At 68.2% G+C, this 24,132-nt stretch carries 23 protein-coding genes, 2 tRNA genes and 1 pseudogene; 10 read left to right on the forward strand and 16 right to left on the reverse strand.

Annotated elements, in window-relative coordinates:
* Positions 1-77: 77 nt before the first annotated feature.
* Complete coding sequence (rpmB, locus tag A5744_RS17710; protein WP_076063214.1) at positions 78-272, forward strand: 50S ribosomal protein L28; 195 nt, start codon at positions 78-80, stop codon at positions 270-272.
* Here the strand turns inward: rpmB and A5744_RS17715 are convergent.
* The 4 genes from A5744_RS17715 to A5744_RS17730 are packed head-to-tail and all read right to left on the reverse strand — an operon-like array spanning position 269 to position 3,155.
* The gene (locus A5744_RS17715) at positions 269-1,201 is read right to left on the reverse strand and encodes an NADP-dependent oxidoreductase (RefSeq protein WP_076063363.1); all 933 of its coding nucleotides are present in this window, start codon (positions 1,199-1,201) and stop codon (positions 269-271) included. The genes rpmB and A5744_RS17715 overlap by 4 nt on opposite strands.
* Positions 1,202-1,206: 5 nt before the next feature.
* Complete coding sequence (locus A5744_RS17720) at positions 1,207-1,890, reverse strand: uracil-DNA glycosylase (RefSeq protein ID WP_076063216.1); 684 nt, start codon at positions 1,888-1,890, stop codon at positions 1,207-1,209.
* Positions 1,887-2,177 (reverse strand): DUF1330 domain-containing protein, encoded by a 291-nt coding sequence (locus tag A5744_RS17725; RefSeq protein ID WP_076063218.1) that lies wholly within the window; start codon positions 2,175-2,177, stop codon positions 1,887-1,889. The genes A5744_RS17720 and A5744_RS17725 overlap by 4 nt, the downstream gene beginning before the upstream one ends.
* 9 nt (positions 2,178-2,186) lie before the next feature.
* Complete coding sequence (locus A5744_RS17730; RefSeq protein ID WP_076063220.1) at positions 2,187-3,155, reverse strand: thiamine-phosphate kinase; 969 nt, start codon at positions 3,153-3,155, stop codon at positions 2,187-2,189.
* A 154-nt stretch (positions 3,156-3,309) separates the two neighbouring features.
* Between A5744_RS17730 and A5744_RS17735 the strand changes: the two genes are divergently transcribed.
* Positions 3,310-3,837, forward strand: coding sequence for a DUF3515 domain-containing protein (locus A5744_RS17735; RefSeq protein ID WP_076063365.1), 528 nt, complete (start codon positions 3,310-3,312; stop codon positions 3,835-3,837).
* Between the two features lie 8 nt (positions 3,838-3,845).
* Here A5744_RS17735 and A5744_RS17740 read toward each other — a convergent pair whose 3' ends face one another.
* Positions 3,846-4,964 carry a D-alanine--D-alanine ligase family protein gene (locus tag A5744_RS17740; protein WP_076063221.1) on the reverse strand — a complete coding sequence of 373 codons (1,119 nt, stop codon included), beginning with the start codon at positions 4,962-4,964 and terminating at the stop codon, positions 3,846-3,848.
* Positions 4,965-5,026: 62 nt separating this feature from the next.
* Positions 5,027-6,046: an NAD(P)H-dependent glycerol-3-phosphate dehydrogenase gene (locus A5744_RS17745; RefSeq protein ID WP_240563096.1), complete on the reverse strand. Its 1,020-nt coding sequence runs from the start codon at positions 6,044-6,046 to the stop codon at positions 5,027-5,029.
* A gap of 127 nt (positions 6,047-6,173) precedes the next feature.
* Between A5744_RS17745 and cofC the strand changes: the two genes are divergently transcribed.
* From cofC to A5744_RS17760, 3 genes are all read left to right on the forward strand, one after another.
* The gene (gene cofC, locus A5744_RS17750; RefSeq protein ID WP_076063225.1) at positions 6,174-6,836 is read left to right on the forward strand and encodes a 2-phospho-L-lactate guanylyltransferase; all 663 of its coding nucleotides are present in this window, start codon (positions 6,174-6,176) and stop codon (positions 6,834-6,836) included.
* A gap of 101 nt (positions 6,837-6,937) precedes the next feature.
* Positions 6,938-9,139: an RNA degradosome polyphosphate kinase gene (locus A5744_RS17755; RefSeq protein ID WP_076063227.1), complete on the forward strand. Its 2,202-nt coding sequence runs from the start codon at positions 6,938-6,940 to the stop codon at positions 9,137-9,139.
* A gap of 72 nt (positions 9,140-9,211) precedes the next feature.
* On the forward strand, positions 9,212-10,153 hold the full coding sequence (locus A5744_RS17760) for an NUDIX hydrolase (protein WP_076063367.1): 942 nt from the start codon (positions 9,212-9,214) through the stop codon (positions 10,151-10,153).
* A 69-nt stretch (positions 10,154-10,222) separates the two neighbouring features.
* Here the strand turns inward: A5744_RS17760 and A5744_RS17765 are convergent, their stop codons facing one another.
* The 3 genes from A5744_RS17765 to leuC form a co-directional block, all read right to left on the reverse strand.
* On the reverse strand, positions 10,223-10,870 hold the full coding sequence (locus A5744_RS17765) for an HU family DNA-binding protein (RefSeq protein ID WP_076063229.1): 648 nt from the start codon (positions 10,868-10,870) through the stop codon (positions 10,223-10,225).
* A gap of 213 nt (positions 10,871-11,083) precedes the next feature.
* Positions 11,084-11,680, reverse strand: coding sequence for a 3-isopropylmalate dehydratase small subunit (leuD, locus tag A5744_RS17770; protein WP_076063231.1), 597 nt, complete (start codon positions 11,678-11,680; stop codon positions 11,084-11,086).
* Positions 11,681-11,703: 23 nt separating this feature from the next.
* Positions 11,704-13,116, reverse strand: a complete 1,413-nt coding sequence (gene leuC, locus A5744_RS17775; protein ID WP_076063233.1) for a 3-isopropylmalate dehydratase large subunit — start codon at positions 13,114-13,116, stop codon at positions 11,704-11,706.
* A gap of 63 nt (positions 13,117-13,179) precedes the next feature.
* Here leuC and A5744_RS17780 point away from each other — a divergent pair, with 63 nt between their 5' ends.
* Both A5744_RS17780 and A5744_RS17785 read left to right on the forward strand, forming a co-directional pair.
* Positions 13,180-13,881 (forward strand): IclR family transcriptional regulator, encoded by a 702-nt coding sequence (locus A5744_RS17780; RefSeq protein WP_076063235.1) that lies wholly within the window; start codon positions 13,180-13,182, stop codon positions 13,879-13,881.
* Positions 13,882-13,968: 87 nt separating this feature from the next.
* A complete protein-coding gene (locus A5744_RS17785; protein ID WP_076063236.1) occupies positions 13,969-14,481 on the forward strand; it encodes a PPOX class F420-dependent oxidoreductase in 513 nt (170 codons plus the stop codon).
* 7 nt (positions 14,482-14,488) lie between these two features.
* On the opposite strand, the gene A5744_RS17790 is transcribed toward A5744_RS17785, so the two are convergent.
* The 4 genes from A5744_RS17790 to A5744_RS17805 all read right to left on the reverse strand — a co-directional run bounded on the left by A5744_RS17790 (position 14,489) and on the right by A5744_RS17805 (position 17,060).
* Positions 14,489-14,561 (reverse strand) — tRNA-Glu (locus A5744_RS17790).
* Between the two features lie 72 nt (positions 14,562-14,633).
* Positions 14,634-14,705: transfer RNA gene (locus tag A5744_RS17795), tRNA-Gln, on the reverse strand.
* A 106-nt stretch (positions 14,706-14,811) separates the two neighbouring features.
* Positions 14,812-16,266 carry a glutamate--tRNA ligase gene (gltX, locus tag A5744_RS17800; RefSeq protein ID WP_076063238.1) on the reverse strand — a complete coding sequence of 485 codons (1,455 nt, stop codon included), beginning with the start codon at positions 16,264-16,266 and terminating at the stop codon, positions 14,812-14,814.
* Positions 16,263-17,060 carry a fumarylacetoacetate hydrolase family protein gene (locus A5744_RS17805; RefSeq protein ID WP_076063239.1) on the reverse strand — a complete coding sequence of 266 codons (798 nt, stop codon included), beginning with the start codon at positions 17,058-17,060 and terminating at the stop codon, positions 16,263-16,265. Before A5744_RS17805 ends, gltX begins: the two co-directional genes overlap by 4 nt.
* 120 nt (positions 17,061-17,180) lie before the next feature.
* On the opposite strand from A5744_RS17805, the pseudogene A5744_RS17810 reads away from it, so the two are divergent.
* Positions 17,181-18,251: pseudogene (locus A5744_RS17810) on the forward strand (MFS transporter); the annotation flags it as partial.
* Between the two features lie 133 nt (positions 18,252-18,384).
* Here the strand turns inward: A5744_RS17810 and A5744_RS17815 are convergent.
* Together A5744_RS17815 and serA are read right to left on the reverse strand one after the other, a co-directional pair.
* Positions 18,385-19,395 carry a 3-isopropylmalate dehydrogenase gene (locus A5744_RS17815; protein ID WP_076063241.1) on the reverse strand — a complete coding sequence of 337 codons (1,011 nt, stop codon included), beginning with the start codon at positions 19,393-19,395 and terminating at the stop codon, positions 18,385-18,387.
* Complete coding sequence (gene serA, locus A5744_RS17820) at positions 19,392-20,978, reverse strand: phosphoglycerate dehydrogenase (protein WP_076063243.1); 1,587 nt, start codon at positions 20,976-20,978, stop codon at positions 19,392-19,394. The genes A5744_RS17815 and serA overlap by 4 nt, the downstream gene beginning before the upstream one ends.
* Positions 20,979-21,019: 41 nt before the next feature.
* Here serA and A5744_RS17825 point away from each other — a divergent pair, with 41 nt between their 5' ends.
* A complete protein-coding gene (locus tag A5744_RS17825) occupies positions 21,020-22,447 on the forward strand; it encodes an NAD(P)/FAD-dependent oxidoreductase (protein ID WP_076063246.1) in 1,428 nt (475 codons plus the stop codon).
* Complete coding sequence (gene wrbA / locus A5744_RS17830; RefSeq protein ID WP_076063248.1) at positions 22,444-23,046, forward strand: NAD(P)H:quinone oxidoreductase; 603 nt, start codon at positions 22,444-22,446, stop codon at positions 23,044-23,046. Before A5744_RS17825 ends, wrbA begins: the two co-directional genes overlap by 4 nt.
* A gap of 71 nt (positions 23,047-23,117) precedes the next feature.
* On the opposite strand, the gene ilvC is transcribed toward wrbA, so the two are convergent.
* Complete coding sequence (gene ilvC, locus A5744_RS17835) at positions 23,118-24,119, reverse strand: ketol-acid reductoisomerase (protein WP_139329726.1); 1,002 nt, start codon at positions 24,117-24,119, stop codon at positions 23,118-23,120.
* Between the last annotated feature and the right edge of the window lie 13 nt (positions 24,120-24,132).

The raw sequence follows: 24,132 nt of genomic DNA on the forward strand, positions 1-24,132 counted from the left end.
CCCGGGTCAGCCTGGGCCGTCCCGGCTCGTCGAGATCCATCCTTTGCCGGGCCCCCGAATTTTGAGGAGCTTGAAGAATGGCCGCTGTGTGCGATATCTGCGGGAAAGGCCCCGGCTTCGGTAAGTCGGTGTCGCACTCCCACCGCCGCACCAGCCGCCGGTGGGACCCCAACGTCCAGACCGTGCACGTCGTGGCGCGTCCCGGCGGCAACAAGCAGCGGATCAACGCCTGCACGTCCTGCATCAAGGCCGGCAAGGTCGTCCGCGGCTAGCTGCGGACGACGATGACGGTCTTGCCCGCGCTCCGGACGGCGCGCTGACCGCTTTCGAACGCTTCCCGACCCTGCTCGAGTGGGAATGTCGCCGCGATTTCGACGCGCAGCCGGCCGCTGTCGACGAGGGCCGCGAGCTCACCGAGCTGGTCTCGATTGGGCTCGACGATGAAGAACGTCGCGGTGATCCCGTATTCGTCGGCTTTGCCCGCGGGCGGGGGCGCCGACAGGGTGATCAACCGTCCGCCCCGGCGCACCACCGAAAAGGATCGGTCGAGCGTCTCGCCGCCGACGGTGTCGATGACGACGTCGTAGGTATCACCCGTTTCCTCGAACCGTTGCGTTCGAACGTCGATCACCTGCTGCGCGCCGAAGCCGCGCAGCAGTTCGCCCGCGTCGCTGCGCACGGTCGCGGTGACCTCCGCGCCGAGGATCGCGGCCAGTTGCACCGTCAGGGCACCGACCCCGCCCGCGCCGCCGTGCACCAACACGGCCTCCCCCGGTTGCACCGCGGCCTGGTCGACCAACGCCTGCAGGGCGGTGAGCCCGGCCAGCGGCAACGCGGCGGCGACCACATGTGAGACCGCCGACGGCTTGGCCGCCAGCTCGGCCGCCGGGACGGCAACGAAATCCGCTGCCCCGCCGTCACGGTCGAATCCGATCAACCCGTACACCTCGTCGCCGGCCGCGAAATCTCCGACGCCCGTGCCGATATCGGAGACGACGCCGGATACCTCGTGCGACAGGATCACCGGAGTGCGGCTGACGCCGTCGCGGGTCCACGTTTCGTCCCACGTCAATTCGTCGAACGTGATGGCCGCGGCATGCACCGCCACGACGACTTCGCCGGCGCCCGCCACCGGCGCCGGCGCGCGCTCGACGACGAGAACCTCCGGTCCGCCCCTGCGGTGCGCCCGCAACGCCGTCATCTCGGTCACGGCAGCCGCCAATCGACGGGCTCGGCGCCCATGCCGACGAGCAGCTCGTTGGCGCGGCTGAACGGCCGCGAGCCGAAGAAGCCGCGCGACGCCGACAGCGGCGACGGGTGCGGCGACTCGATCGCCACGCAATCCCCTTCGGCCAGAATGGGTTTGAGCGTCGAAGCGTCGCGGCCCCACAGGATGGCCACCAGCGGCCGGGACCGCTCGACCAGGGCGCGAATCGCGCACTCGGTCACCGCTTCCCAGCCCTTGCCCCGATGCGACGCCGGGTTGTTGGGGCGCACCGTCAGCACCCTGTTGAGAAGCAGCACCCCGCGCTGCGCCCACGGCGTCAGGTCGCCGGACGAGGGCTGGGGATGGCCCAGGTCGGCGCTGTACTCGTCGAAGATGTTGGCCAGGCTTCGCGGCAGCGGACGCACCTCGGGGGCCACCGAAAAGCTCAGGCCCACAGCGTGTCCCGGCGTCGGGTAGGGGTCTTGGCCGACGATCAGCACCCGGACGTCGTCGAACGGAAACGTGAAGGCGCGCAACACGTTCGGCCCGGCGGGCAGATACCTGCGCCCCGCGGCGATCTCGGCGCGCAGGAATTGGCCCATCTCGGCGACCTGGTCGGTCACCGGCTTGAGCGCGGTCGCCCAGCCCGGCTCGACGAGCTCGCTCAATGGGCGCGCGGTCACCGCAATCCCTGCACCAGCAGCACCACCGTGTCCGCGCCCGCGCGCCGGTCCTTCGCGATGTCCTCGTATTCGGGCGATTGCACAAAAGCGTGGAACGCCGCCTCGTCGGGAAAGGACATCAACACCACCTTCTCGCGATCCCACTGTCCCTCCGCGACCTTCGGCGACTCGTCGGCGGCCAGCAGGGTTCCGGTGTGACGGGCGAAGACCTCCATGAACCTCGCCTGGTAACGGTCGTATACCGCCCGGTCGGTGAATTTCAGCTGGGCGATGGCGTAGACGGTCACGGCGCCACACTAATACGACTGCCATCCCGCGTAGCCGCTCCACTCCGCTCCGTCGACGAGTACGCGGGCCGGCCCGTCGTGCACGCGGCCGACGACGCGCCAGCCGGCCGGCGCCGGACCGGCGAAACAGGCCGCCAGGGCGTGGTCTTCGCCGCCGGCCAGCACCCACGACCACGGGTCGGCGCCCGCGGCGGCGGCGGCCGCGGCCAGCGCGTCGCGGTCCACCGCCAGGGCGGCGGTGGACAGGTCGATCCCCACCCCGGACGCCTCGGCGACGTGGCGCAGGTCGGCCACCAGACCGTCGGAGACGTCGATCATCGCCTCCGCGCCCGCGCTCGCGGCCGTGGCTCCCGCGCCGTACGGCGGCTCGGGCACCAGGTGACGACGCCGAAGCTCGTCGAACCCACCAATACCGTTGTGCCACAGGGCATATCCCGCAGCCGAGCGACCCAACTCGCCGGCGACAGCGAGCACCGAACCGGCGTGGGCCCCGGACCGCAGCACCGGGGCGCGTCCGTCCAGGTCGCCCAGCACGGTCACCGACAACACCCACTGGGGGCAGCTGACCAGGTCGCCGCCGGCGATGCCCGCGCCGATCCGCGCGGCCTCGTCCCACAGCCCGTCGACGAGCGCGTCCACGTCCGCCGCGCGGGTGTCACCGGGGGCGCCGAAGCCGACGACGAACGCCGTGGCCCGCGCACCCATCGCCTCGATGTCGGCGGCGTTCTGCGCGATCGCCTTGCGGCCGACGTCGTGGGGTGTCGACCAGTCCAGCCGAAAGTGGCGGTCCTGCACCAGGACATCGGTCGAGACCAGGGTGCGGCCGTCGCCCGCCGACACCAGCGCCGCGTCATCGCCGGGCCCGAGCAGCACCCCGTCGGGTTGCCGGCGTCCCCGCACCAACCGATCGATGACCGCGAATTCGCCGAGCCGTGCCAGCGTGGGGAACTCCCCCGATGCTCCGAAGTCAGAGTCCACGCACGCCACCTCCTCGGGCCACTCTGGGGTCGCCCCGACCTGCGGTAAGTTGGGTCTTTGCCCGACCGCGCCAGTGTAGGAGACAGGAGGTGCGCGGGCGGTGACGACCGACCCCAGTACCGCGACCGATCTCGGCGGACCTCCGCGCGCCGCGATGATCGCCGCGGTCGCGCTGGCAGTCGCGGCGATCGGCGCGATCCTGGTCATCGCGGCGAACCGCGAGGCGCCACCACAACCCGTCGCCATTCCGGCCGTCCCCGCGCCGCAGGCCGCCAGCGCCGCATGCAAGGCGCTCACGGACGCGCTGCCGCAGCGGCTGGGTAACTATCAGCGCGCGTCGCTCGCGCAGCCGGCGCCGCAGGGCGCGGCCGCCTGGCGGTCAGGACCCGACAGCCCGCCGCTGGTGCTGCGCTGCGGACTCGACCGCCCGGCCGAGTTCGTGGTGGGATCCCCGATCCAGGCCGTCGACCGGGTGCAGTGGTTTGAGGTGGGGGCCCAACAGCAATCCGCCGGCCCCCCATCGAATAATGCGGGCAGATCCACCTGGTACACCGTGGACCGGCCGGTGTATGTCGCGTTGACGCTGCCGTCGGGATCGGGGCCGACGCCCATCCAGCGGCTCTCCGAGATCATCGACCGCACCATCACGGCGGTGCCCATCGACCCGGCCCGGCCGGATTAGCGGGCCCGTTAGCGCAGACCCACGCCCCGCGCCAGCGCGGTCTCCACCATGGTCGCCAGCAGCGTGGGATAGTCGACGCCGCTTGCCGCCCACATCCTCGGGTACATCGAAATCGTGGTGAATCCCGGCATCGTGTTGATCTCGTTGATCACCGGCCCGTCGTCGGTGAGGAAGAAATCGACCCGGGCCAGGCCCTGGCAGTCAATGGCTTTGAACGCCCGGATCGCCAATTGGCGTATCGCATCGGCGATCTCGTCGTCGACCTTCGCCGGAACGTCCAATTCGGCTGCATCGTCGAGGTATTTGGTCGCGAAGTCGTAGAACGAGTCCTCGCGGCCGCGTACCCCGGCCACCCGGATCTCCCCCAACGTGCTGGCTTCCACTGTGCCGTCGGGCATTTCGAGCACGCCGCACTCCAGCTCACGACCGCTGATCGCCGCCTCTACGATCACCTTCGGATCGTGCCGGCGAGCATTCGCCACCGCGGCCGGCAGCTCGTCCCAAACCGACACCCGGCTGACGCCGATCGAGGAACCGCCGCGCGCGGGTTTGACGAACACCGGCAAACCCAGCCGCTCGCACTCGTCGAGGGGCAGCGCCGCCTGCGCCGGGCGCAGCACTGCATGCGGGCCGACCGGAAGTCCTTCGGCGGTAAGCAGTTTCTTGGTGAATTCCTTGTCCATACCGACCGAGCTGGACAGCACGCCGGCGCCGACGTACGGCACCCCGGCCAGTTCGAGCAGCCCCTGGATCGTGCCGTCCTCGCCGTACGGGCCGTGCAGCACCGGAAAGACCACGTCGACCGACGCCAGGACTTCCCCGGCGCTACCCGCACCGGCCTGGAGCGACACCAGCTGGCCGCCGCGCCGCGGATCGGCCGGCAGCGCCAGCTCGGTGCCTGAGGCGGTGGTCACCCCGGGCAGCTGTCGGTCGGTGATCGCCAGCGCGTCCGGGTCGCCGTCGGTGAGCACCCACGAACCCTCCGGGGTGATGCCGATCGCGACCACCTCGAAACGCTGCGGGTCGAGGTTGCGCAGAATGCTGCCGGCGGACACGCACGAGATGGCGTGCTCGTTGCTGCGCCCGCCGAAGACGACGGCGACGCGCACGCGGTCGCTGGCACTCACAACCTGGAGAGGCTACCGGGTGGAGCGCCCTCGGGCCGGGTGCCGGGCCGCTAGCTGGGCTTTCACTCGGGCTTGGTGCTGCGGCCCAGCAGCAGCAGCATCGCCTCCCCCACCGAGAGCCCCTTGTGACATACCCGGTGCACGGCTTCCGTCAGCGGCATCTCGACGTCGTAGCTGGCCGCCAGAGCGAGCACCGCCTCGCACGACGTCACCCCCTCGACGACGTGCCCTTTCCCGGCCTGCATCGCCGATTCCATCGTTCCGCCGCGGCCCAGGCACTCGCCGAACGACCGGTTACGCGAATGCGGCGACGTGCACGTGGCCACCAGGTCGCCCACCCCCGCCAGGCCGGCCAGCGTCGCGCCCTTGGCGCCCAAGGCCATCCCCAGGCGCATGATCTCCGCCAGGCCGCGGGTGATGATCGCCGCCACGGTGTTTTCGCCGAGGCCGACGCCGACCGCCATCCCGCATGCCAGCGCGATGACGTTCTTGCACGCCCCACCTATCTCGGTGCCGACCACATCGCTATTCGTGTACGGGCGGAAGTACCCGCTGTTCAGCATCCGCTGCACGGCGACGGCGCGGCCGGAGTCACTGCACGCGACAACCGTGGCGGCAGGCTGACATTCGGCGATCTCGCTGGCGAGGTTCGGCCCCGAAATCACTCCGACCTGTGCGGGGTCGACGCCCGTCACCGAAACGATGACCTGACTCATCCGCATCAGCGTGCCCAGCTCGATGCCCTTCGCCAGACTGACCAGCGTCGCGCCGTCGGCCAACCAGGGCGCCCACTGCTCGAGGTTGGCCCGCATCGTCTGCGCGGGCACCGCCAGCAGCACCGTCGACGCGCCGGCCAGCGCATCTTTCGCATCGGCGGTCGCGCGGATGCCATCCGGCAGCAACGTGCCGGGCAGATAGGCGGGGTTATATCGGGTGGCGTTGACCTGCTCGGCGATGTCGGGTCGCCGGGCCCACAGCGTGACCCGTGCGTCCGGGCCCCCGGCGTCCACCAGCACCTTGGCCAGCGCGGTGCCCCACGCACCGGCGCCCATCACCGCAACGGCGCCCCCCGAGCCGGGCATCGTGCTGGCCATTTACCACCCCGTCTGTCCTCGAGACCGTGTACCGCGCCGCCTTCTTATCGCGCGGCCGGCGCTTCAGATTAGCCCGAGGCGGCGTTGCGGGAATCGGCGCTGGCAGGATGGCCTCATGAGCGGCACACGCGCCGACGGTGCGGGCGACGGGGCAGCTGACGTTGCCCTGATCATCGCCGTCAAGCGGTTGGCCGCCGCCAAGACCAGGCTGGCCCCGGTGTTCTCGGCGCAAACCCGCGAGAGCGTGGTGCTCGCCATGTTGGTCGACACCCTGACCGCCGCGGCCGGCGTCGCATCGGTCGGCTCGATCACCGTCATCACACCCGACGACGCCGCGGCGGCCGCGGCGGCCGACCTCGGGGCGAACGTGCTGGCCGATCCGACCCCGGAGGGCCATCGCGACCCGCTGAACAACGCAATCGGCGCCGCCGAACGCGCGGTGGCCCGGTCGTTCTCGAATGTCGTTGTGCTGCAAGGCGATTTGCCGGCGCTGCAGACACAAGAACTGGCGGAGGCGATCGCCGCCGCCCGGCAACATCGGCGCAGCTTCGTCGCAGACCGGCTGGCGACCGGGACCGCGGCGCTGTGCGCGTTCGGTTCCTTTCTCGAGCCGCAGTTCGGGCCGGATTCCTGCGCGCGGCACCGCCGTTCGGGTGCGATCGAGCTGACCGGCGCGTGGCCCGGCCTGCGCTGCGACGTCGACACACCCGCCGACCTGGCGGCCGCGCGCCAGCTGGGCGTCGGCGCGGCGACAGCACGTGCCGTCGCGCGGCACTGAGAGATCTAGGCCGATCCGGTCCCCGGCAGCAAACCTGTCCGGGGGATGAACGACGCGCCAACGACGGATGGATGTCTGTCGGGCGCTAGCAGCACCAGCGGGTGATGCGGGATGATCGCATGGTGACCGAAACCGAAGCCGAGGCGCGCCTCGCAGAAACGGCATGGCAACCGGATGGTCCGGCGCTGGCCGCACCGCCGGCCGCGACCCCCGCCGCGATCAGCGATGCACTGCCGGAAGACCGTTACCTCAACCGGGAACTGAGCTGGCTGGACTTCAACGCGCGCGTGCTAGCGCTGGCCGACGACAACTCGCTGCCGCTGCTGGAGCGGGCAAAGTTTCTGGCGATCTTCGCTTCCAATCTCGACGAGTTCTACATGGTTCGGGTCGCCGGACTGAAGCGCCGCGACGAGATGGGTCTGTCGGTCCGCTCCGCCGACGGTCTGACACCGCGTGAGCAATTGGCCCGCATCGGCGAGCAGACGCAGCGGATCGCGACGCGGCACGCCCGCGTGTTTCTCGATTCGGTGCGGCCGGCCCTGGCCGAGGAAGGCATTCACATCGTCACGTGGGCCGATCTGGATCAGGCCGAGCGCGACGAACTGTCGACCTATTTCAACGAGCAGGTTTTCCCCGTCCTCACACCGTTGGCAGTCGATCCCGCCCACCCGTTCCCGTTTGTGAGCGGACTGAGCCTGAATCTAGCGGTCACGGTGAAGCAACCCGAAGACGGCGGCCAGCACTTCGCGCGAGTCAAGGTGCCCGACAACGTCGATCGCTTCGTCGAACTCGGCAGCCGCGAACCGGCCCGCGAAGGCTCCGGCGAAGCGCGCACCATAATCCGGTACCTGCCGATGGAAGAGCTGATCGCGGCCTTCCTTCCGGTGCTGTTCCCGGGTATGGACGTCGTCGAACATCACGCCTTCCGCATTACTCGCAACGCCGACTTCGAAGTCGAGGAGGACCGCGACGAAGACCTGCTGCAAGCGCTGGAGCGGGAATTGGCGCGACGGAGGTTCGGTTCTCCGGTGCGACTCGAGATCGCCGACGACATGACCGAGGGCATGCTGGAGCTGCTGCTGCGAGAACTCGACGTGAATCCCAGTGACGTCATCGAAGTGCCCGGCCTACTCGATCTTTCGTCGCTGTGGCAGATCTACGGACTGGACCGCCCGGCGCTCAAAGACCCGGCGTTCGTTCCGGCCACCCACCCCGCCTTCGCCGACCGGGAAACCCCCAAGAGCATCTTCGCGACGCTGCGCGAAGGCGATGTGCTGGTGCATCATCCGTACGACTCGTTCTCCACCAGCGTGCAGCGATTCATCGAGCAGGCCGCCGCGGATCCCAATGTGCTGGCGATCAAACAGACGCTGTACCGCACATCGGGTGATTCGCCGATCGTCCGGGCGCTGATCGACGCCGCCGAGGCCGGCAAGCAGGCGGTGGCGCTCGTCGAGATCAAGGCACGCTTCGACGAACAGGCCAACATCCGCTGGGCGCGTGCGCTGGAGCAAGCGGGCGTGCACGTGGTGTACGGGCTCGTCGGCCTCAAGACACATTGCAAAACGTGCCTGGTGGTGCGACGCGAGGGTTCGACGATCCGGCGGTACTGCCACATCGGGACCGGCAACTACAACAGCAAGACGGCGCGGCTGTATGAGGATGTCGGGCTGCTCACGGCGGCGCCCGATATCGGGGCCGACCTGACCGACCTGTTCAATTCGCTGACCGGCTACTCCCGAAAAGTGTCCTACCGCAACCTGTTGGTGGCGCCGGACGGCATTCGCACCGGCATCATCGAACGCGTCGAGCGTGAGATCGCCGCGCACCGTGAAAACGGCGGGGGGCGGATTCGGCTCAAGATGAACGCCCTCGTCGACGAGCAGGTGATCGACGCGTTGTATCGCGCGTCGCGCGCGGGCGTGCGGGTCGAGGTGGTGGTGCGCGGCATCTGCGCACTGCGCCCCGAAACGGAAGGCTTCTCGGAGAACATTTCGGTCCGCTCGATTCTCGGCCGGTTCCTGGAGCACTCGCGGATCATTCATTTCGATCGCATCGACGAGTACTGGATCGGCAGCGCCGACATGATGCACCGCAACCTCGACCGCCGAGTCGAGGTGCTGGTTCAGGTCAAAGACCCAAGGCTCACCGCATATCTGGACGACTTGTTCGAGTCCGCGCTAGACCCGTCCACCCGGTGCTGGGAGCTCGGGTCCGACGGGCAGTGGACCGCATCGCCACAGGATGGTCACAGCGTGCGCGACCATCAGGTATCGCTGATGGAGCTGCACCGTAGCGCCTGACGGCGTGTGCTACGTTTCGAGGTCACGCCCAAGGCCGGAGCGACCCAGGCCGAATTAACCTGCAGGAGTGAGGTGTCCGACCAGAACTCGTCCTCCGGCCGGCGCTCGGGAAGCCGGCTCGTGTATGCCGCCGGCGCGGTGTTGTGGCGGCCCGGGACTTTCGATTCGGCCAACCCGGAGATCGCCGTCATCCACCGCCCCCGCTATGACGACTGGTCGCTGCCCAAGGGCAAAGTGGACCCCGGCGAGACCGCGCCCGTGGCCGCGGCGCGCGAAGTGATGGAGGAGACCGGGCACCGGTGCGTCCTCGGCAGGCGCCTTCCCACCGTGAGTTACCCGATCGACCAGGGCGTCAAAAAGGTGTACTACTGGGCGGCGCGCGCGTCTGGCGGGGAATTCAGCGCGGGCAGCGAGGTCGACGAGCTGATCTGGCTGCCGGTCCGTGACGCGATGAAGAAACTGGACTACGTACACGATCGAAAAGTATTGCGCCGCTTTGCAAAACAGCCTGCAGATACGAAGACCGTCTTAGTGGTCCGGCACGGCACCGCCGGCCGCAAGTCCCGGTTCTCCGGGGACGACACCAAGCGACCGTTGGACAAGAGGGGACGCGCGCAGGCGGAGGCACTGGTCCCACAGCTGATGGTCTTCGGCGCCACCGACGTCCACGCGGCCGACCGGCTCCGCTGCCACCAGACGGTGGAACCGCTCGCACAGGAACTCGGTGTGACGATCCGCAACGAGCCCACCCTCACCGAAGAGTCATACGCGAAGAACCCCAAACGCGGCCGGCGCCGGGTGATGGATATCGCCGCGCAGGACGGCACCCCGGTGATCTGCACGCAGGGCAAGGTGATTCCGGACTTGATCGCCTGGTGGTGCGAACGCGACGGCGTCCGCCCCGACAAGTCCCGCAACCACAAGGGCAGTACGTGGGTGCTGTCGCTGGCGGCGGGCCGGCTAGTGGCGGCCAACCATATCGGCGGCTCGCTGGCCGCCAACGTGCGGGCCTAAACACGCGAATACCCTTTGGGGGCAGCGCTGCCCCCAAAGGGTATCTGCGTCTGGAATTCGGGTTAGTGCTTAGCGACGGCCGCGGCGCGCGGTCGCCTTCTTGGCCGGAGCTCGCTTCGCGGCCTTCTTGGCGGGAGCCCTCTTGGTCGCCTTCTTAGCCGGCGTCCTCTTGGTCGCGGCCTTCTTGGCGGGAGCCCTCTTGGTCGCCTTCTTGGCCGGCGTCCTCTTGGTCGCGGCCTTCTTGGCCGGCGCCCTCTTGGTCGCCTTCTTAGCCGGCGCCCGCTTGGTCGCGGCCTTCTTGGCCGGAGCCTTCTTGGCGGCCTTCTTGGCCGGAGACTTCTTGGCGGCGGCCTTCTTAGCCGGAGCCTTCTTGGCAGCCTTCTTGGCCGCACCGCCCACAACACCACGCTTCACTGCAGGTCCTTCCGACGGGAGGCGCTGTGCGCCAGAGACAACCGCTTTGAATTGGGCACCCGGACGAAACGCCGGGACAGACGTCGGCTTCACTTTCACCGTCTCGCCGGTGCGCGGATTGCGGGCCACGCGCGCTGCGCGGCGGCGCTGCTCGAACACACCGAAGCCGGTAATAGTTACGCTGTCGCCCTTGTGCACCGCGCGCACAATGGTGTCGACAACATTCTCGACAGCAGCGGTCGCTTGCCGACGGTCCGAGCCCAATTTCTGCGTGAGCACGTCAATGAGCTCTGCTTTGTTCATCCAAAATCCTCCGAAGCCAGTGGTCCTCGTTTCGAACCAACTAGCGAACACGGTAAACCCTCACCTGGCAAATTGCCAAGCGCCACGCGCAATTTCAAGACGCGATGATTGGAATTTTCGCAATCCGGTTGCCGCCCTTGACCGGTGGCGCACCCCGAATTCGACCCGCTTACTTAGCCGGGCGAGACGAAATTCCGCCCGGGTCGACTCGCATCAGGAGCTGGGTACAGTGCGCGGTTTCCACTCCGGACGAGCCGCCTCAAACGATTCGATGTCACGGAGTTTTCGCAGCGTAAGGGCTATATCGTCAAGACCCTCGAGCAATCGCCACGCAGTGTGATCGTCAATCTTGAACGGCAGCACCGCCGTTCCCGCGGTGATATTTCGATCTTGAAGATTGGCAGTGATTTCCAAGCCCGGACTCTGCTCGATGAGCTTCCAAAGAAGCTCGACGCCGTCCTGGCCGACTTCTGCCGCGAGCAGCCCCGCCTTGCCCGCGTTGCCCCGGAAAATGTCACCGAATCGAGACGAGATGACCACCCGGAACCCGTAGTCCATGAGCGCCCACACCGCATGCTCACGCGACGATCCGGTGCCGAAATCGGGGCCAGCCACCAGAACCGAGCCGCGGTCAAAGGGGCTGAGGTTTAGGACGAATGAGGGATCCGAGCGCCACGTTGCGAACAAGCCGTCCTCGAAACCGGTTCGGGTGACGCGCTTCAAATACACCGCGGGAATGATCTGGTCGGTGTCCACATTGGAGCGCCGCAGTGGCACCCCGATACCGGTGTGGGTGTGAAAGGCTTCCATGCTCATCCTCTATCGAAGTTGAATCAGTTCAAGTCGGCCGGCGCGGACAGCGTGCCGCGCACCGCGGTAGCCGCAGCAACGGCCGGCGACACCAAATGCGTGCGGCCGCCTTTGCCCTGCCGCCCTTCGAAGTTGCGGTTCGACGTCGCCGCGCAGCGCTCCCCCGGCGCAAGCTGATCGGGATTCATGCCCAGGCACATCGAGCAACCCGCCTGCCGCCACTCCGCACCCGCGGCGGTGAATACCTCACCGAGACCCTCGGCTTCGGCCTCGGCGCGCACCCGCATCGAGCCCGGAACAACCAGCATCCGCACGCCCGAGGCGACCTTGCGGCCGCGCAACACCTCGGCCACCGCCCGCAGATCTTCGATGCGACCGTTGGTGCACGAGCCGACGAACACGGCGTCGACGGCGATCTCGCGCATCGGCATCCCGGGTCGAAGGTCCATGTACGCCAAGGCTTTCTCGGCGGCCTGCCGCTCGCCGTCGTCGGTCATCAGGTCGGGGTCCGGGACGTTCGCGGCCAACGGGACGCCCTGTCCGGGGTTTGTTCCCCACGTGACGAATGGGCTCAACGACGTCGCGTCGAGATAGACCTCGGTGTCGAAGACGGCACCGGGGTCGGTGCGCAGCTGCTGCCAATAGGAGACCGCGGCGTCCCATTGCGCGCCGCGCGGCGCATGCGGACGATCGCGCAGAAACTCGTACGTGGTTTCGTCCGGCGCCACCATGCCCGCCCGGGCACCCGCTTCGATGCTCATATTGCAGACCGTCATCCGGCCTTCCATTGACAGCGACTCGATGGCGCTGCCCCGATATTCGATGACGTGACCCTGTCCACCGCCGGTGCCGATTTTTGCGATCAACGCCAAAATGATGTCCTTGGCCGTCACACCGGCGGGCAATTCCCCGTCGACGTTGACCGCCATTGTCTTGAATGGCCGAAGCGGCAATGTCTGCGTAGCCAGCACATGTTCGACCTCCGATGTGCCGATGCCCATCGCCAGCGCGCCGAACGCGCCATGAGTAGAGGTGTGGCTATCGCCGCAGACGATCGTCATTCCCGGCTGAGTCAGCCCCAACTGCGGCCCGACGACGTGGACGATGCCCTGCTCGATGTCACCCATCGGATGGAGCCGCACACCGAATTCGGCACAGTTTCGCCGCAACGTCTCGACCTGGGTGCGCGAGATCGGGTCGGCGATCGGCTTGTCGATGTCGATGGTGGGCACGTTGTGATCCTCGGTCGCCAGCGTCAGGTCGGGCCGGCGCACCGGGCGACCGGCCAGGCGCAGCCCGTCGAATGCCTGCGGGCTGGTGACCTCGTGCACCAGATGAAGGTCGATATAGATCAAGTCGGGCCCGGGGCCCTCACCCGGCGCCACAACGTGGTCGTCCCAAACCTTTTCGGCCAGCGTGCGCGGCGTGCCTGCCATCTTCGATCGCCTCGATTCGCTCAGAACTGGCTATCTCACAATGCGAGACGCTAGTATCTCCTTGTGAGACAGGATAGCGGAATCGGCGTCCTCGACAAAAGCGTGGGGCTGCTGCACACGATCGCGGAATCTCCGTGCGGGTTGGCCGAGCTGTGTGAGCGGAGCGGCTTACCCCGCGCGACCGCCTACCGGTTGGCGGCCGCCCTCGAGGTCCATCGCCTGCTGGCGCGCGACGACGAAGGGCGCTGGCGGCTGGGTCCCGCGCTCACCGAACTCGCGGCCCGCGTCAACGATCCGCTGCTGGCCGCCGGTGCGGCGGTGCTCCCGCAGTTGCGCGAAACCACCGGCGAGAGCGTGCAGCTGTACCGTCGCGAGGGCACCTCGCGGGTCTGTGTCGCGGCGCTGGAACCGGCTGCGGGCCTTCGCGATACGGTTCCGGTCGGCGCGCGCCTGCCGATGACCGCGGGGTCGGGGGCCAAAGTGCTGCTGGCCTATAGCGACGCCGCCACCCAGAAGGCGGTGCTACCGGCGGCGAAATTCACCGACCGGGCGCTGGCCGACGTGCGCCGGCGCGGTTGGGCACAAAGCGTGGCCGAGCGTGAGCCGGGGGTTGCCAGCGTCTCGGCGCCGGTGCGCGACAGCCGCGGCGTCGTCGTGGCCGCCATCTCGGTGTCCGGGCCCATCGACCGAATCGGGCGCCGGCCGGGTGCCCGCTGGGCCGCTGATTTGTTGTCCGCGGCCGAAGCGCTGACTCGTCGTCTGTAATCCGAATCGAGTGTGCGTTCACGGCGGCGACTGTGCGTTCAGGGCGCCCTCAGCGCACGTCCAAAAGCGACCTGACAGACTGACGCCATGGGAACCAATCAGCGCGCGAGCATCGTCATGTCGGAGGACGAGATCGCCGATTTTGTCGTCAAGAGCCGCACCGGAACATTGGCCACCGTCGGCCCGGACGGCCAGCCGCATTTGACCGCCATGTGGTACGCGGTGGTCGACGGCGAAATCTGGCTGGAGACCAAGGCCAAGTCGCAGAAGGCGGTCAACCTGAAACGGGATCCGCGGGTGAGCTTTTTGATCGAGGGCGGCGACACCTATGACACGCTGCGCGGGGTGTCCTTCGAAGGCGTCGCCGAGATCGTCGACGATCCCGAGGTCTCGCACCGCGTCGGCGTCAGCGTGTTCGAGCGCTACACCGGTCCCTACAGCGACGACATGAAACCCTTCGTCGAGCAGATGATGAACAAGCGGGTCTGCGTGCGCATCGTGGCCGCACGGGCGCGTTCGTGGGACCACCGCAAGCTCGGTTTGCCGGCCATGCCGGTGGGCGGGTCGACCGCGCCGGCGGTGGTGGGGACCGGCCAGTAAAGATTTGTAGCCCCGATGGGATTCGAACCCACGCTACCGCCGTGAGAGGGCGGCGTCCTAGGCCGCTAGACGACGGGGCCTGAACCGATCCGAGCTGTCAGCATAGCTCACCCGCATATGCCCACCTAATCGCTTGTGGTGGCCGGATTTTGCTGGGGTACCAGGACTCGAACCTAGAATGGCTGAACCAGAATCAGCTGTGTTGCCAATTACACCATACCCCATTGGCTGCCTAAAGCCGCAGGTCAGAGCGCATTCTACGGACTCAAGCGTCCGTGGCTGCGCGGCTGCCGGCGACCTTTCTAAACCGCAGTGCAGAGTACCAAAAACTTAGAGCGCGCCAGCGCGGGCGGCCCGCAGCCGGCGCAGGCTGCGCTCGCGGCCGAGCAGCTCCAGTGATTCAAATAACGGCGGGCTGATCGTCGTCCCGGTGGCGGCGACGCGGATCGGGCCGAACGCTTTGCGCGGTTTGAGCGCCAGTCCCTCGATCAGCGCGGCCTTGAGGGCGTCCTCGATCCGCGCGGTTGTCCACTCCGTCACGCCGTCCAGCGCGGCCAGCGCCGCGTCGAGCACCGCGGCCCCGTCTGCGCCGAGTTCTTTGGCGGCGGCCTTCGGATCGATGGCGTACTCGTCGTCGTTGAGGAACTTCAGCAGGTCCCATGCGTCCGCGAGCACCACGATGCGGGTCTGCACCAGCTCGGCGGCGGTGGCGAACGAGGCGTCATCCAAGTCGAGGCGATGGCCGTGTGCGTTGAAGTATTCGCGCAGCCTGCCGGCGAAGTCGTCGGCGGTGAGCATCCGGATGTGCTCGGCGTTGAGCGCGTCGGCCTTCTTCTGGTCGAATCGGGCCGGATTCGAGTTGACGTCCACCACGTCGAAGGCGGCCACCATTTCGTCGAGGCTGAACAGATCGTGATCGTCGGCGATCGCCCAGCCCAGTAATGCAAGATAATTCAGCAACCCTTCGGGAATGAAACCCCGGTCGCGGTGGGCGAACAGATTCGACTGCGGGTCGCGCTTGGAGAGCTTCTTGGTTCCCTCCCCCAATACCGTTGGCAGGTGGGCGAATTGCGGGATCCGTTCGGCGACCCCGATCCGGATCAGCGCCTGATACAGGGCAATCTGACGCGGGGTCGACGGCAGCAGGTCCTCGCCACGCAGCACGTGCGTGATCTTCATCAGCGCGTCGTCGCACGGGTTGACCAAGGTGTACAACGGATCTCCGCTCGCCCGGGTCAACGCGAAGTCGGGCACGGTGCCGGCCGCGAAGGTGGTGGGCCCGCGCACCAGGTCGTCCCAGTGCAGATCTTCGTCGGGCATGCGCAGCCGTACCACCGGCTTGCGTCCCTCGGCGAGAAACGCGGCCCGCTGGGGGTCGGTCAGCTGTCGGTCGAAGTTGTCGTAGCCCAGCTTCGGGTTGCGGCCCGCGGCGATGTGACGGGCCTCCACCTCCTCCGGCGTCGAAAAGGCATGGTAGGCCTCCCCGGCCGCGAGCAGCTTGGCCACCACCTCCTGATAGATGTCGCCGCGCTGCGACTGCCGGTAGGGGCCGTAGGGTCCGCCGACCTCGGGCCCCTCGTCCCAGTCGAGGCCGAGCCAGCGCAGCGCGTCGAGCAGCGCCAGATAGCTTTCCTCGGTGTCGCGCGCGGCGTCGGTGTCCTCGATGCGAAAGACGAAGGTGCCGCCGGTGTGCCGCGCGTAGGCCCAGTTGAACAGCGCGGTGCGCACCATGCCAACGTGCGGCGTGCCGGTGGGCGACGGGCAGAACCGGACTCGTACTGTCACGGCTTTCCTTTGCGGACTACGGGATTGGCGAGGCTGCCGATTCCCTCGATGCTGATGGAGACGACGTCGCCGTCCTCGATGGGACCGACGCCGGCCGGCGTTCCGGTGAGGATGAGATCCCCGGGCAGCAGGGTCATCACGGCCGAGATCCATTCCACGATGTCGCCGACGTCGTGGATCATCGACGAGGTTCGGCTGTGTTGCTTGACGTCGCCGTTGACTTCGGTGCGCAGCTCGAGATCGGCCGGATCGACGTCGGTGACGATCCACGGGCCGACCGGGCAGAACGTATCGTGGCCCTTGGCCCGAGTCCACTGGCCGTCCGCCTGTTGTTGATCGCGCGCCGACACGTCGTTGGCGATGGTGTAGCCGAGGATGTTGGCCGCGGCCTGGGCGGCCGGGACGTCCTTGCACGGGCGGCCGATCACCGCCGCCAGCTCGCCCTCGAAGTGCACGGGTGATGCGTTGGCGGGCAACCGAATCGGCACGTTGGGTCCGATGATGGCGGTGTTGGGCTTGAGGAATATCACCGGATCCGCTGGTGTCGGGCCAGTTTGGCCACCCATCTCCGCGATGTGATCGGCGTAGTTCTTCCCGACGCAGACCACCTTGCCGGCCAGCATGGGCGCCAGCAGCCGGATGTCGGCCAACGGCCAGGATCGGCCGGTGAACGTCGGCGTGCCGAACGGGTGCTCGGCGATCTCGCGGGCGGTCATCCCGCTGGGATCGTCCAGCGGACCCTCGATGCTGACGAAGGCGACGCCGTCCGGGCTGGCGATTCGACCAAGGCGCATTCGCACGAGCCTAGCGTTGCGACGATGCGGGCCAGCACGGCCCGAGGAGGAGCAAGGCATTCGAGCCTAGTAATGGCCGATCACGCCTGCCTCAGCCGGGCATCGTGCGAGCATGGGCTGATGCCGTCGGACCCGAAAGAGGCGGGCCAACTCAGCACCGGGGCGCGCTGGTCGATCGTGGTCGTCTCGCTGGGGGTAACGGCAAGTTCTTTCCTCTTCATCAACGGTGTCGCATTCCTAATCCCCTCCCTGCAGGCCTTACGCGGCATTTCACTGACCGAAGCCAGTCTGCTGTCGTCCATGCCCAGCTGGGGCATGGTCACCACGCTGATCCTCTGGGGCTACGTGCTGGATCGCGTCGGCGAGCGAATCGTGATGACCGCGGGTTCGGCGCTCACCGCGGCGGCGGCATACGCTGCGGCGTCGGTGCATTCGATGGTGTGGGTCGCTGTGTATCTGTTCCTCGGTGGCATGGCCGCGGCGAGTTGCAACACCGCCGGCGGCCGGCTGGTGTCCGGCTGGTTCCCGCCGCAGCAGCGCGGCCTGGCGATGGGCATCCGCCAGACCGCGCAACCGCTGGGAATCGCCTTCGGCGCGCTGGTGATCCCCGAACTGGGCGAACACAGTGTCCGCGAGGGGCTGATGTTGCCCGCGTTGGTGTGCGCGGTGGCCGCGGTGGTCAGCGTGATCGGAGTCGCGAATCCGCCGGGGAAGTCCCGCAAGACGGCCACCGTGGCCGAACTGGCCAGCCCGTACCGGGGGTCGTTGGCGCTCTGGCGAATTCACGCCGTGGCGGGCCTGCTGATGATGCCGCAGACCGTGACCGTCACGTTCATGCTGGTGTGGCTGATGAACCACCATGGCTGGTCGGTCGGGGCCGCGGGGATTTTGGTGACCTTCGCGCAGCTGCTCGGCGCGCTGGGCCGCGTCGGGGTCGGCCGGTGGTCGGACCGGGTCGGCTCGCGGATGTGGCCGGTCCGCATCATCGCCGCCGCCGCGGCCCTGACCCTGTTCCTGCTGGCGCTGAGCGACCGGATGAATTCGCGATTCGACGTGCCGCTCATGATCGCCATCTCGGTGCTCGCGGTGCTCGACAACGGTTTGGAGGCAACCGCGATCACCGAATTCGCCGGTCCGTTCTGGAGCGGACGGGCGCTGGGTATACAGAACACCACCCAACGGCTGATGGCCGCCGCGGGCCCGCCGCTCTTCGGCGCGTTGATCGCGGCGGAGAGATATCCGTCCGCCTGGGCCTGGTGCGGGTTGTTTCCCTTGCTGGCGGTCCCGTTGGTGCCGACCCGGCTTCTCCCGCCGGGTTTGGAGACTACAGCGCGGCTGCGATCCGTTCGCCGACTTCGCTGGTGGCGAGCCGTTCGTTCGGGCGGTTCGACAGATAGGTCGCCACGGCCCGGTCCACCCGGGCGGCGGCCTCGTCCTGACCGAGGTGGGCGAGCAGCAGCGCCACCGACATGATCGCCGCCGTCGGATCCGCGATGCCCTGGCCGGCAATGTCGGGCGCGCTGCCGTGCACGGGCTCGAACATCGATGGATTGGCCCGGGTGGCATCGATATTTCCACTGGCGGCCAAGCCAATTCCGCCGCACACCGCCGCGGCCAAGTCCGTGATGATGTCGCCGAACAGGTTGTCGGTGACGATAACGTCGAAGCGCCCCGGGTCGGTGACCAGGAAGATGGTGGCGGCGTCGACGTGCTGATAGGCCACCTCGACGTCGGGATAGTCTTCGCCGACCTCCGCCACGATCCGCGACCACAGCTTCCCGGCGAAGGTGAGCACGTTGTTCTTGTGCACCAGCGTCAGGTGCTTGCGACGCCGCTGCGCGCGCTCGAACGCGTCGGCCACCACGCGGCGCACACCGAACGCGGTGTTGACGCTGACCTCGGTGGCCACCTCCTGCGGCGTGCCCACACGGATCGCGCCGCCAGTGCCGGTGTAGGGCCCTTCGGTCCCCTCGCGCACCACCACGAAGTCGATGTCGGGATTTCCGGCCAGCGGACCGCTCACCCCGGGATACAGCCGGGCCGGTCGCAGGTTGACGTGATGATCCAGCTCAAAACGCAAGCGCAACAACAGGCCTCGCTCCAGCACGCCGCTGGGCACCGACGGATCACCGACCGCGCCGAGCAGGATGGCGTCATGCGCGCGCAGCTCGGCGAGCACCGAGTCCGGCAGCAGCTCGCCGGTGGCGTGGAAGCGGCGCGCGCCCAGGTCGTAGTCGGTCCGCTCCACGCCCGGCACGACCGCGTCGAGCACTTTGAGAGCCTCGGCCACCACCTCGGGACCGATGCCGTCGCCGCCGATCACCGCCAGTTTCACGACAGGTCAACCACTTCGAGCTTGTTGGCCCCTACCGCCGTCGAGATCTCCGACCGGACTGCGTCGGGTACGTCTTGGTCGAGCCGCAACAGGATCGTCGCGCTCGGACCTTCGGCGTCCTCGGACAGTTGCGCGGCTTGGATATTCACCCCGGCCGCACCCAGCAGGGTGCCGATCTTGCCCAGCGCGCCGGGCTGGTCGATGTAGTTGATCACCAGGTTCGTGCCCTGGGCGCGCAGATCGAAGTTGCGCCCGTTGATCTGGACGATCTTCTCGACCAACTGCGGACCGGACAGCGTGCCCGCCACGTTGACGCACGAGCCGTCGTGGGCGAGCGCCCGCACGTCGACCACGCTGCGGTGGTTGGGGCTTTCCGAGGCGGTGGTGAGCTCGGCGTTAACGCCGCGTTCGGCGGCCAGCGCCGGCGCGTTGACGAACGTGACCGGGTCCTCGATGACCGCCGAGAACAGGCCGCGCAGCGCCGAAAGCCGAAGCACCTCAACGTCTTCCGAGGCGAGCTCGCCTCGCACCTCCACGACCAGCGATGCCGGCAGGCCGTCGGACAGCGCGGCGGCCAGCACTCCGAGCTTGCGCGCCAGGTCGAGCCAGGGCGCCACCTCCTCGTTGACCACTCCGCCGCCGACGTTGACCGCGTCGGGGACGAACTCCCCCGCCAGTGCCAGCCGCACGCTTTCGGCCACGTCGGTCCCCGCCCGGTCCTGGGCCTCGGCGGTGGAGGCGCCCAGATGCGGTGTGACCACCACCTGCGGCAGCTCGAACAGCGGGCTGTCGGTGCAGGGTTCGCTGGAGAACACGTCGAGACCGGCGGCGCGCACGTGGCCGTTGCTCACCGCGTCGGCCAGCGCCGCCTCGTCCACCAGCCCACCGCGGGCGGCGTTGACGATGATGACACCCGGCTTCGTCTTGGCCAGCGCCTCCTTGTCGATCAGGCCGGCCGTCTCCGGCGTCTTCGGCAGGTGCACCGAGATGAAGTCGGCCCGAGTCAGCAGCTCGTCGAGGGAGAGCAGCTCGATGCCGAGCTGCGCGGCGCGCGCCGGCGCCACATACGGGTCGTAGGCGACGACATGGGTTCCGAAGGCCGCGACCCGCTGGGCGACCAACTGGCCGATGCGGCCCAGCCCGACGACGCCGACGGTCTTGCCGAAAATCTCGGTGCCCGAGAACGACGAGCGTTTCCAGGTGTGTTCGCGCAGCGAGGCATCGGCCGCCGCGATCTGGCGGGCCGCGGCCAGCAGCAGCGCCAGCGCGTGCTCGGCGGCACTGTGGATGTTCGACGTCGGCGCGTTGACGACGAGCACACCGCGCTCCGTGGCGGCGTCGACGTCGACGTTGTCGAGCCCGACGCCGGCGCGCGCGACGATCTTGAGCTTGGGCGCCGCGGCGAGCACCTCGGCGTCGACGGTGGTGGCGGAGCGCACCAGCAGCGCGTCGGCCTCGGGCACCGCGGCCAGCAGCTTCTCCCGGTCGGGACCGTCTACCCAGCGCACCTCGACCTGGTCTCCCAGGGCGGCGACGGTCGATTGGGCGAGTTTGTCGGCGATTAACACAACAGGCAAGTTCACCCGACCAGGCTATAGGCCGGCGTCTCCGCTCTAATTGACCGGTGGACGTCACAGTCGTCGGCAGCGGGCCCAACGGGCTGACGGCGGCCGTAATCTGCGCCCGTGCGGGACTCAAAGTGCAGGTCGTCGAGGCCCAGCCGACTTTCGGCGGCGGCGCCCGCACTGCGGCCGACCCGGAATTTCCCGGAGTGCAACACGACATCTGCTCGGCGGTTCACCCGCTGGCGCTGGCGTCGCCGTTCTTCGCGGAGTTCGATCTGCCCGCCCGCGGGGTGCGGCTGGAAGTGCCCGAGATCGCGTACGCCAATCCGCTGCCGGGCCGGCCCGCCGTGATCGCCTACCGCGACCTGGAGCGCACCTGCGCCGAATTGACCGACGGGACGTCCTGGCGACGGCTGCTGGGCCCGCTGGTGGCGAACTCCCCGTCGGTCGTCGGGCTGCTGCTCGGCGATAAGCGCTCGCTGCCCCCGTCGTTGCCCTCAGCGCTGCGCCTGGGGCTGCGGATGCTGGCCCAGGGCACCCCGGCGTGGGGATCGCTGGCCGGCGAGGACGCCCGCGCATTGTTCACCGGCGTTGCCGCTCATGTCATTTCGCGAATGCCCTCGATGACGGCCGCCGGCGCCGGGTTGATGTTGGCGACACTCGCCCATTCGGTCGGCTGGCCGATTCCGGTGGGCGGCAGCCAGGCGATCACTGACGCGCTCATCGCCGACCTGCGCGCGCATGGCGGCGAGCTCACCGCAGACTACGAAATCGCCGGGCCGCCAACCGGCGTCGTCGCGTTCGACACGGCCCCGACCGGGCTGCTGCGAATCTACGGGGATGCCCTGCCGACCCGGTACGCTAAAGCGTTGCGCCGCTATCGTTTTGGACCCGGAGTGGCCAAGGTCGACTTCGTGCTCGGCGGCGAAATTCCGTGGACGGACGAGCGGTTGCGCCACGCGCCGACGCTTCATCTCGGCGGCACCCGCGAGCAGATGGCGCAGGCCGAAGCCGACATCGCGGCCGGACGACACGCGCGGTGGCCGATGGTGCTGGCGGCCTCGCCTCACCTCGCCGATCCGGGCCGGATCGACGGCCGGGGCCGCCGCCCGTTCTGGACCTACGCCCACGTGCCCGCGGGCTCGACCGTCGACGCGACGGAGGCCGTGACCGCGGTGGTCGAGCGGTTCGCACCCGGGTTCCGCGACATCGTGCTGGCGGCCCGCGCGGTGCCCGCCGCGCGGATGTCTGACCACAACGCCAACTACGTCGGCGGCGACATCGGGATGGGCGGAAACTCGGCGTGGCGCGCGATCGCCGGCCCCACGCCGCGCCTGAACCCTTGGCGCACACCGATTCCCAAGGCATATCTGTGCTCCGCGGCCACCCCGCCCGGCGGCGGCGTGCACGGCATGGCCGGCTACTACGCGGCGCGTACCCTGCTGCGCCGCGAATTCGGCCTGGGCATGCCTAGGCTGGGGCCATGACCAAACTCGCGATCATCTACTACTCGGCCACCGGTCACGGCACCACGATGGCGCAGCGCATCGCCGCGGCGGCCGAGGCCGCTGGCGCCGAGGTCCGGCTGCGCCACGTCGCCGAAACGCGCGACCCGGAGTCGTTCGCCGAGAACCCGGCCTGGACGGCCAACTACGAAGCGACGAAGGATCTTCCCGCGGCCACCGGCGACGACATCGTCTGGGCCGACGCGGTGATCTTCGGCTCGCCGACCCGGTTCGGCTCGCCCGCAGCGCAATTGCGGGCCTTCCTCGACTCGCTGGGCGGGCTCTGGGCCGACGGCAAGTTGGCCGACAAGGTGTACGCGGCCTTCACGTCCTCCAACACCCTGCACGGCGGCCAGGAAACCACGCTGGTCGCGCTGTACCTCACGCTGATGCACTTCGGCGGCATCATTGTGCCGCCGGGCTACACCGATCCGATCAAGTTCGTCGACGGCAATCCCTATGGGGTGAGCCTGGTCTCAACCCACGACAACATCCACGAGCTCGACGAAGCCACCGAGAACGCCCTCGACCATCTGGCGCGCCGCGTGGTGCATACAGCCGACCGCTTCACGGCGTCCTAAGCCACCGAACGTGTACTCACGGCGAAAAAATCGCCAAAATCTCGCCCTGAGTGCACGTTCGGCGCGAAAGGCTATGCCGTCTCGGTGATCGGGCGGTCGACCCAGCTCATCAGGTCGCGCAGCTTCTTCCCCGTGACCTCGATGGGGTGCTCGGCGTTTTCCTTGCGCAGCTGCTCGAGTTGCTTGTTGCCACCCTCGACGTTGGCCACCAGCTTCTTGACGAAGCTGCCGTCCTGAATGTCACGCAGGATGGCGCGCATCCGCTCCTTGGTGTCGGCGTCGATGACGCGCGGACCCGACAGGTATCCGCCGAATTCCGCGGTGTCGGAGACCGAGTAGTTCATCCGGGCGATGCCACCCTCGTACATCAGGTCGACGATCAGCTTCAGCTCGTGCAGTACCTCGAAGTACGCCATCTCCGGCGGATAGCCCGCCTCGACCATCACGTCGAAGCCCGTCTTCACCAGTTCCTCTGTGCCACCGCACAATACGGCCTGCTCACCGAACAGGTCGGTTTCGGTCTCGTCTTTGAAGGTGGTTTTGATGACGCCCGCCCGGGTGCCGCCGATGGCCTTGGCGTAGGACAGCGCCAGCGCCTGGCCGTTGCCGGTGGGGTCCTGGTCGACGGCGATCAGGCACGGCACGCCCTTGCCGTCGACGAACTGGCGGCGCACCAGGTGTCCGGGACCCTTGGGGGCGACCATCGCGATGGTGACATCGGCGGGCGGCTTGATCAAACCGAAGTGAACGTTGAGCCCGTGGCCGAAAAACAATGCGTCACCGGCGTTCAGGTTGGGCTCGATCTCGTTTTTGAAGATGTCGGCCTGCGCGGTGTCGGGCGCCAGCAACATGATGACGTCGGCCCACTTGGCGACCTCGGCGGGCGTGTCAACGTCCAGGCCCTGCTCGGAAACCTTGGGCCGGGACTTCGAACCCTCCTGCAGCCCGACGCGGACCTGCACGCCCGAGTCGCGCAGGCTCAGCGAGTGCGCGTGCCCTTGGCTGCCGTATCCGATGACGCCGACCTTGCGGCCCTGGATGATCGACAGGTCTGCGTCGTCGTCGTAGAACATCTCTAATGCCACT

It is taken from the genome of Mycobacterium sp. IS-1264, from assembly GCF_001954195.1.
Classification (GTDB): Bacteria; Actinomycetota; Actinomycetes; order Mycobacteriales; family Mycobacteriaceae; genus Mycobacterium.

Coding starts and splice junctions, on each gene's coding strand:
- rpmB (WP_076063214.1), top strand. CDS start 78: ATGGCCGCTGTGTGCGATATCTGCGGGAAAGGCCCCGGCTTCGGTAAG.
- A5744_RS17715 (WP_076063363.1), bottom strand. CDS start 1,201: ATGACGGCGTTGCGGGCGCACCGCAGGGGCGGACCGGAGGTTCTCGTC.
- A5744_RS17735 (WP_076063365.1), top strand. CDS start 3,310: ATGATCGCCGCGGTCGCGCTGGCAGTCGCGGCGATCGGCGCGATCCTG.
- A5744_RS17745 (WP_240563096.1), bottom strand. CDS start 6,046: ATGCCCGGCTCGGGGGGCGCCGTTGCGGTGATGGGCGCCGGTGCGTGG.
- cofC (WP_076063225.1), top strand. CDS start 6,174: ATGAGCGGCACACGCGCCGACGGTGCGGGCGACGGGGCAGCTGACGTT.
- A5744_RS17765 (WP_076063229.1), bottom strand. CDS start 10,870: ATGAACAAAGCAGAGCTCATTGACGTGCTCACGCAGAAATTGGGCTCG.
- leuD (WP_076063231.1), bottom strand. CDS start 11,680: ATGGAAGCCTTTCACACCCACACCGGTATCGGGGTGCCACTGCGGCGC.
- leuC (WP_076063233.1), bottom strand. CDS start 13,116: ATGGCAGGCACGCCGCGCACGCTGGCCGAAAAGGTTTGGGACGACCAC.
- A5744_RS17785 (WP_076063236.1), top strand. CDS start 13,969: ATGGGAACCAATCAGCGCGCGAGCATCGTCATGTCGGAGGACGAGATC.
- A5744_RS17805 (WP_076063239.1), bottom strand. CDS start 17,060: ATGCGCCTTGGTCGAATCGCCAGCCCGGACGGCGTCGCCTTCGTCAGC.
- wrbA (WP_076063248.1), top strand. CDS start 22,444: ATGACCAAACTCGCGATCATCTACTACTCGGCCACCGGTCACGGCACC.
- ilvC (WP_139329726.1), bottom strand. CDS start 24,119: ATGTTCTACGACGACGACGCAGACCTGTCGATCATCCAGGGCCGCAAG.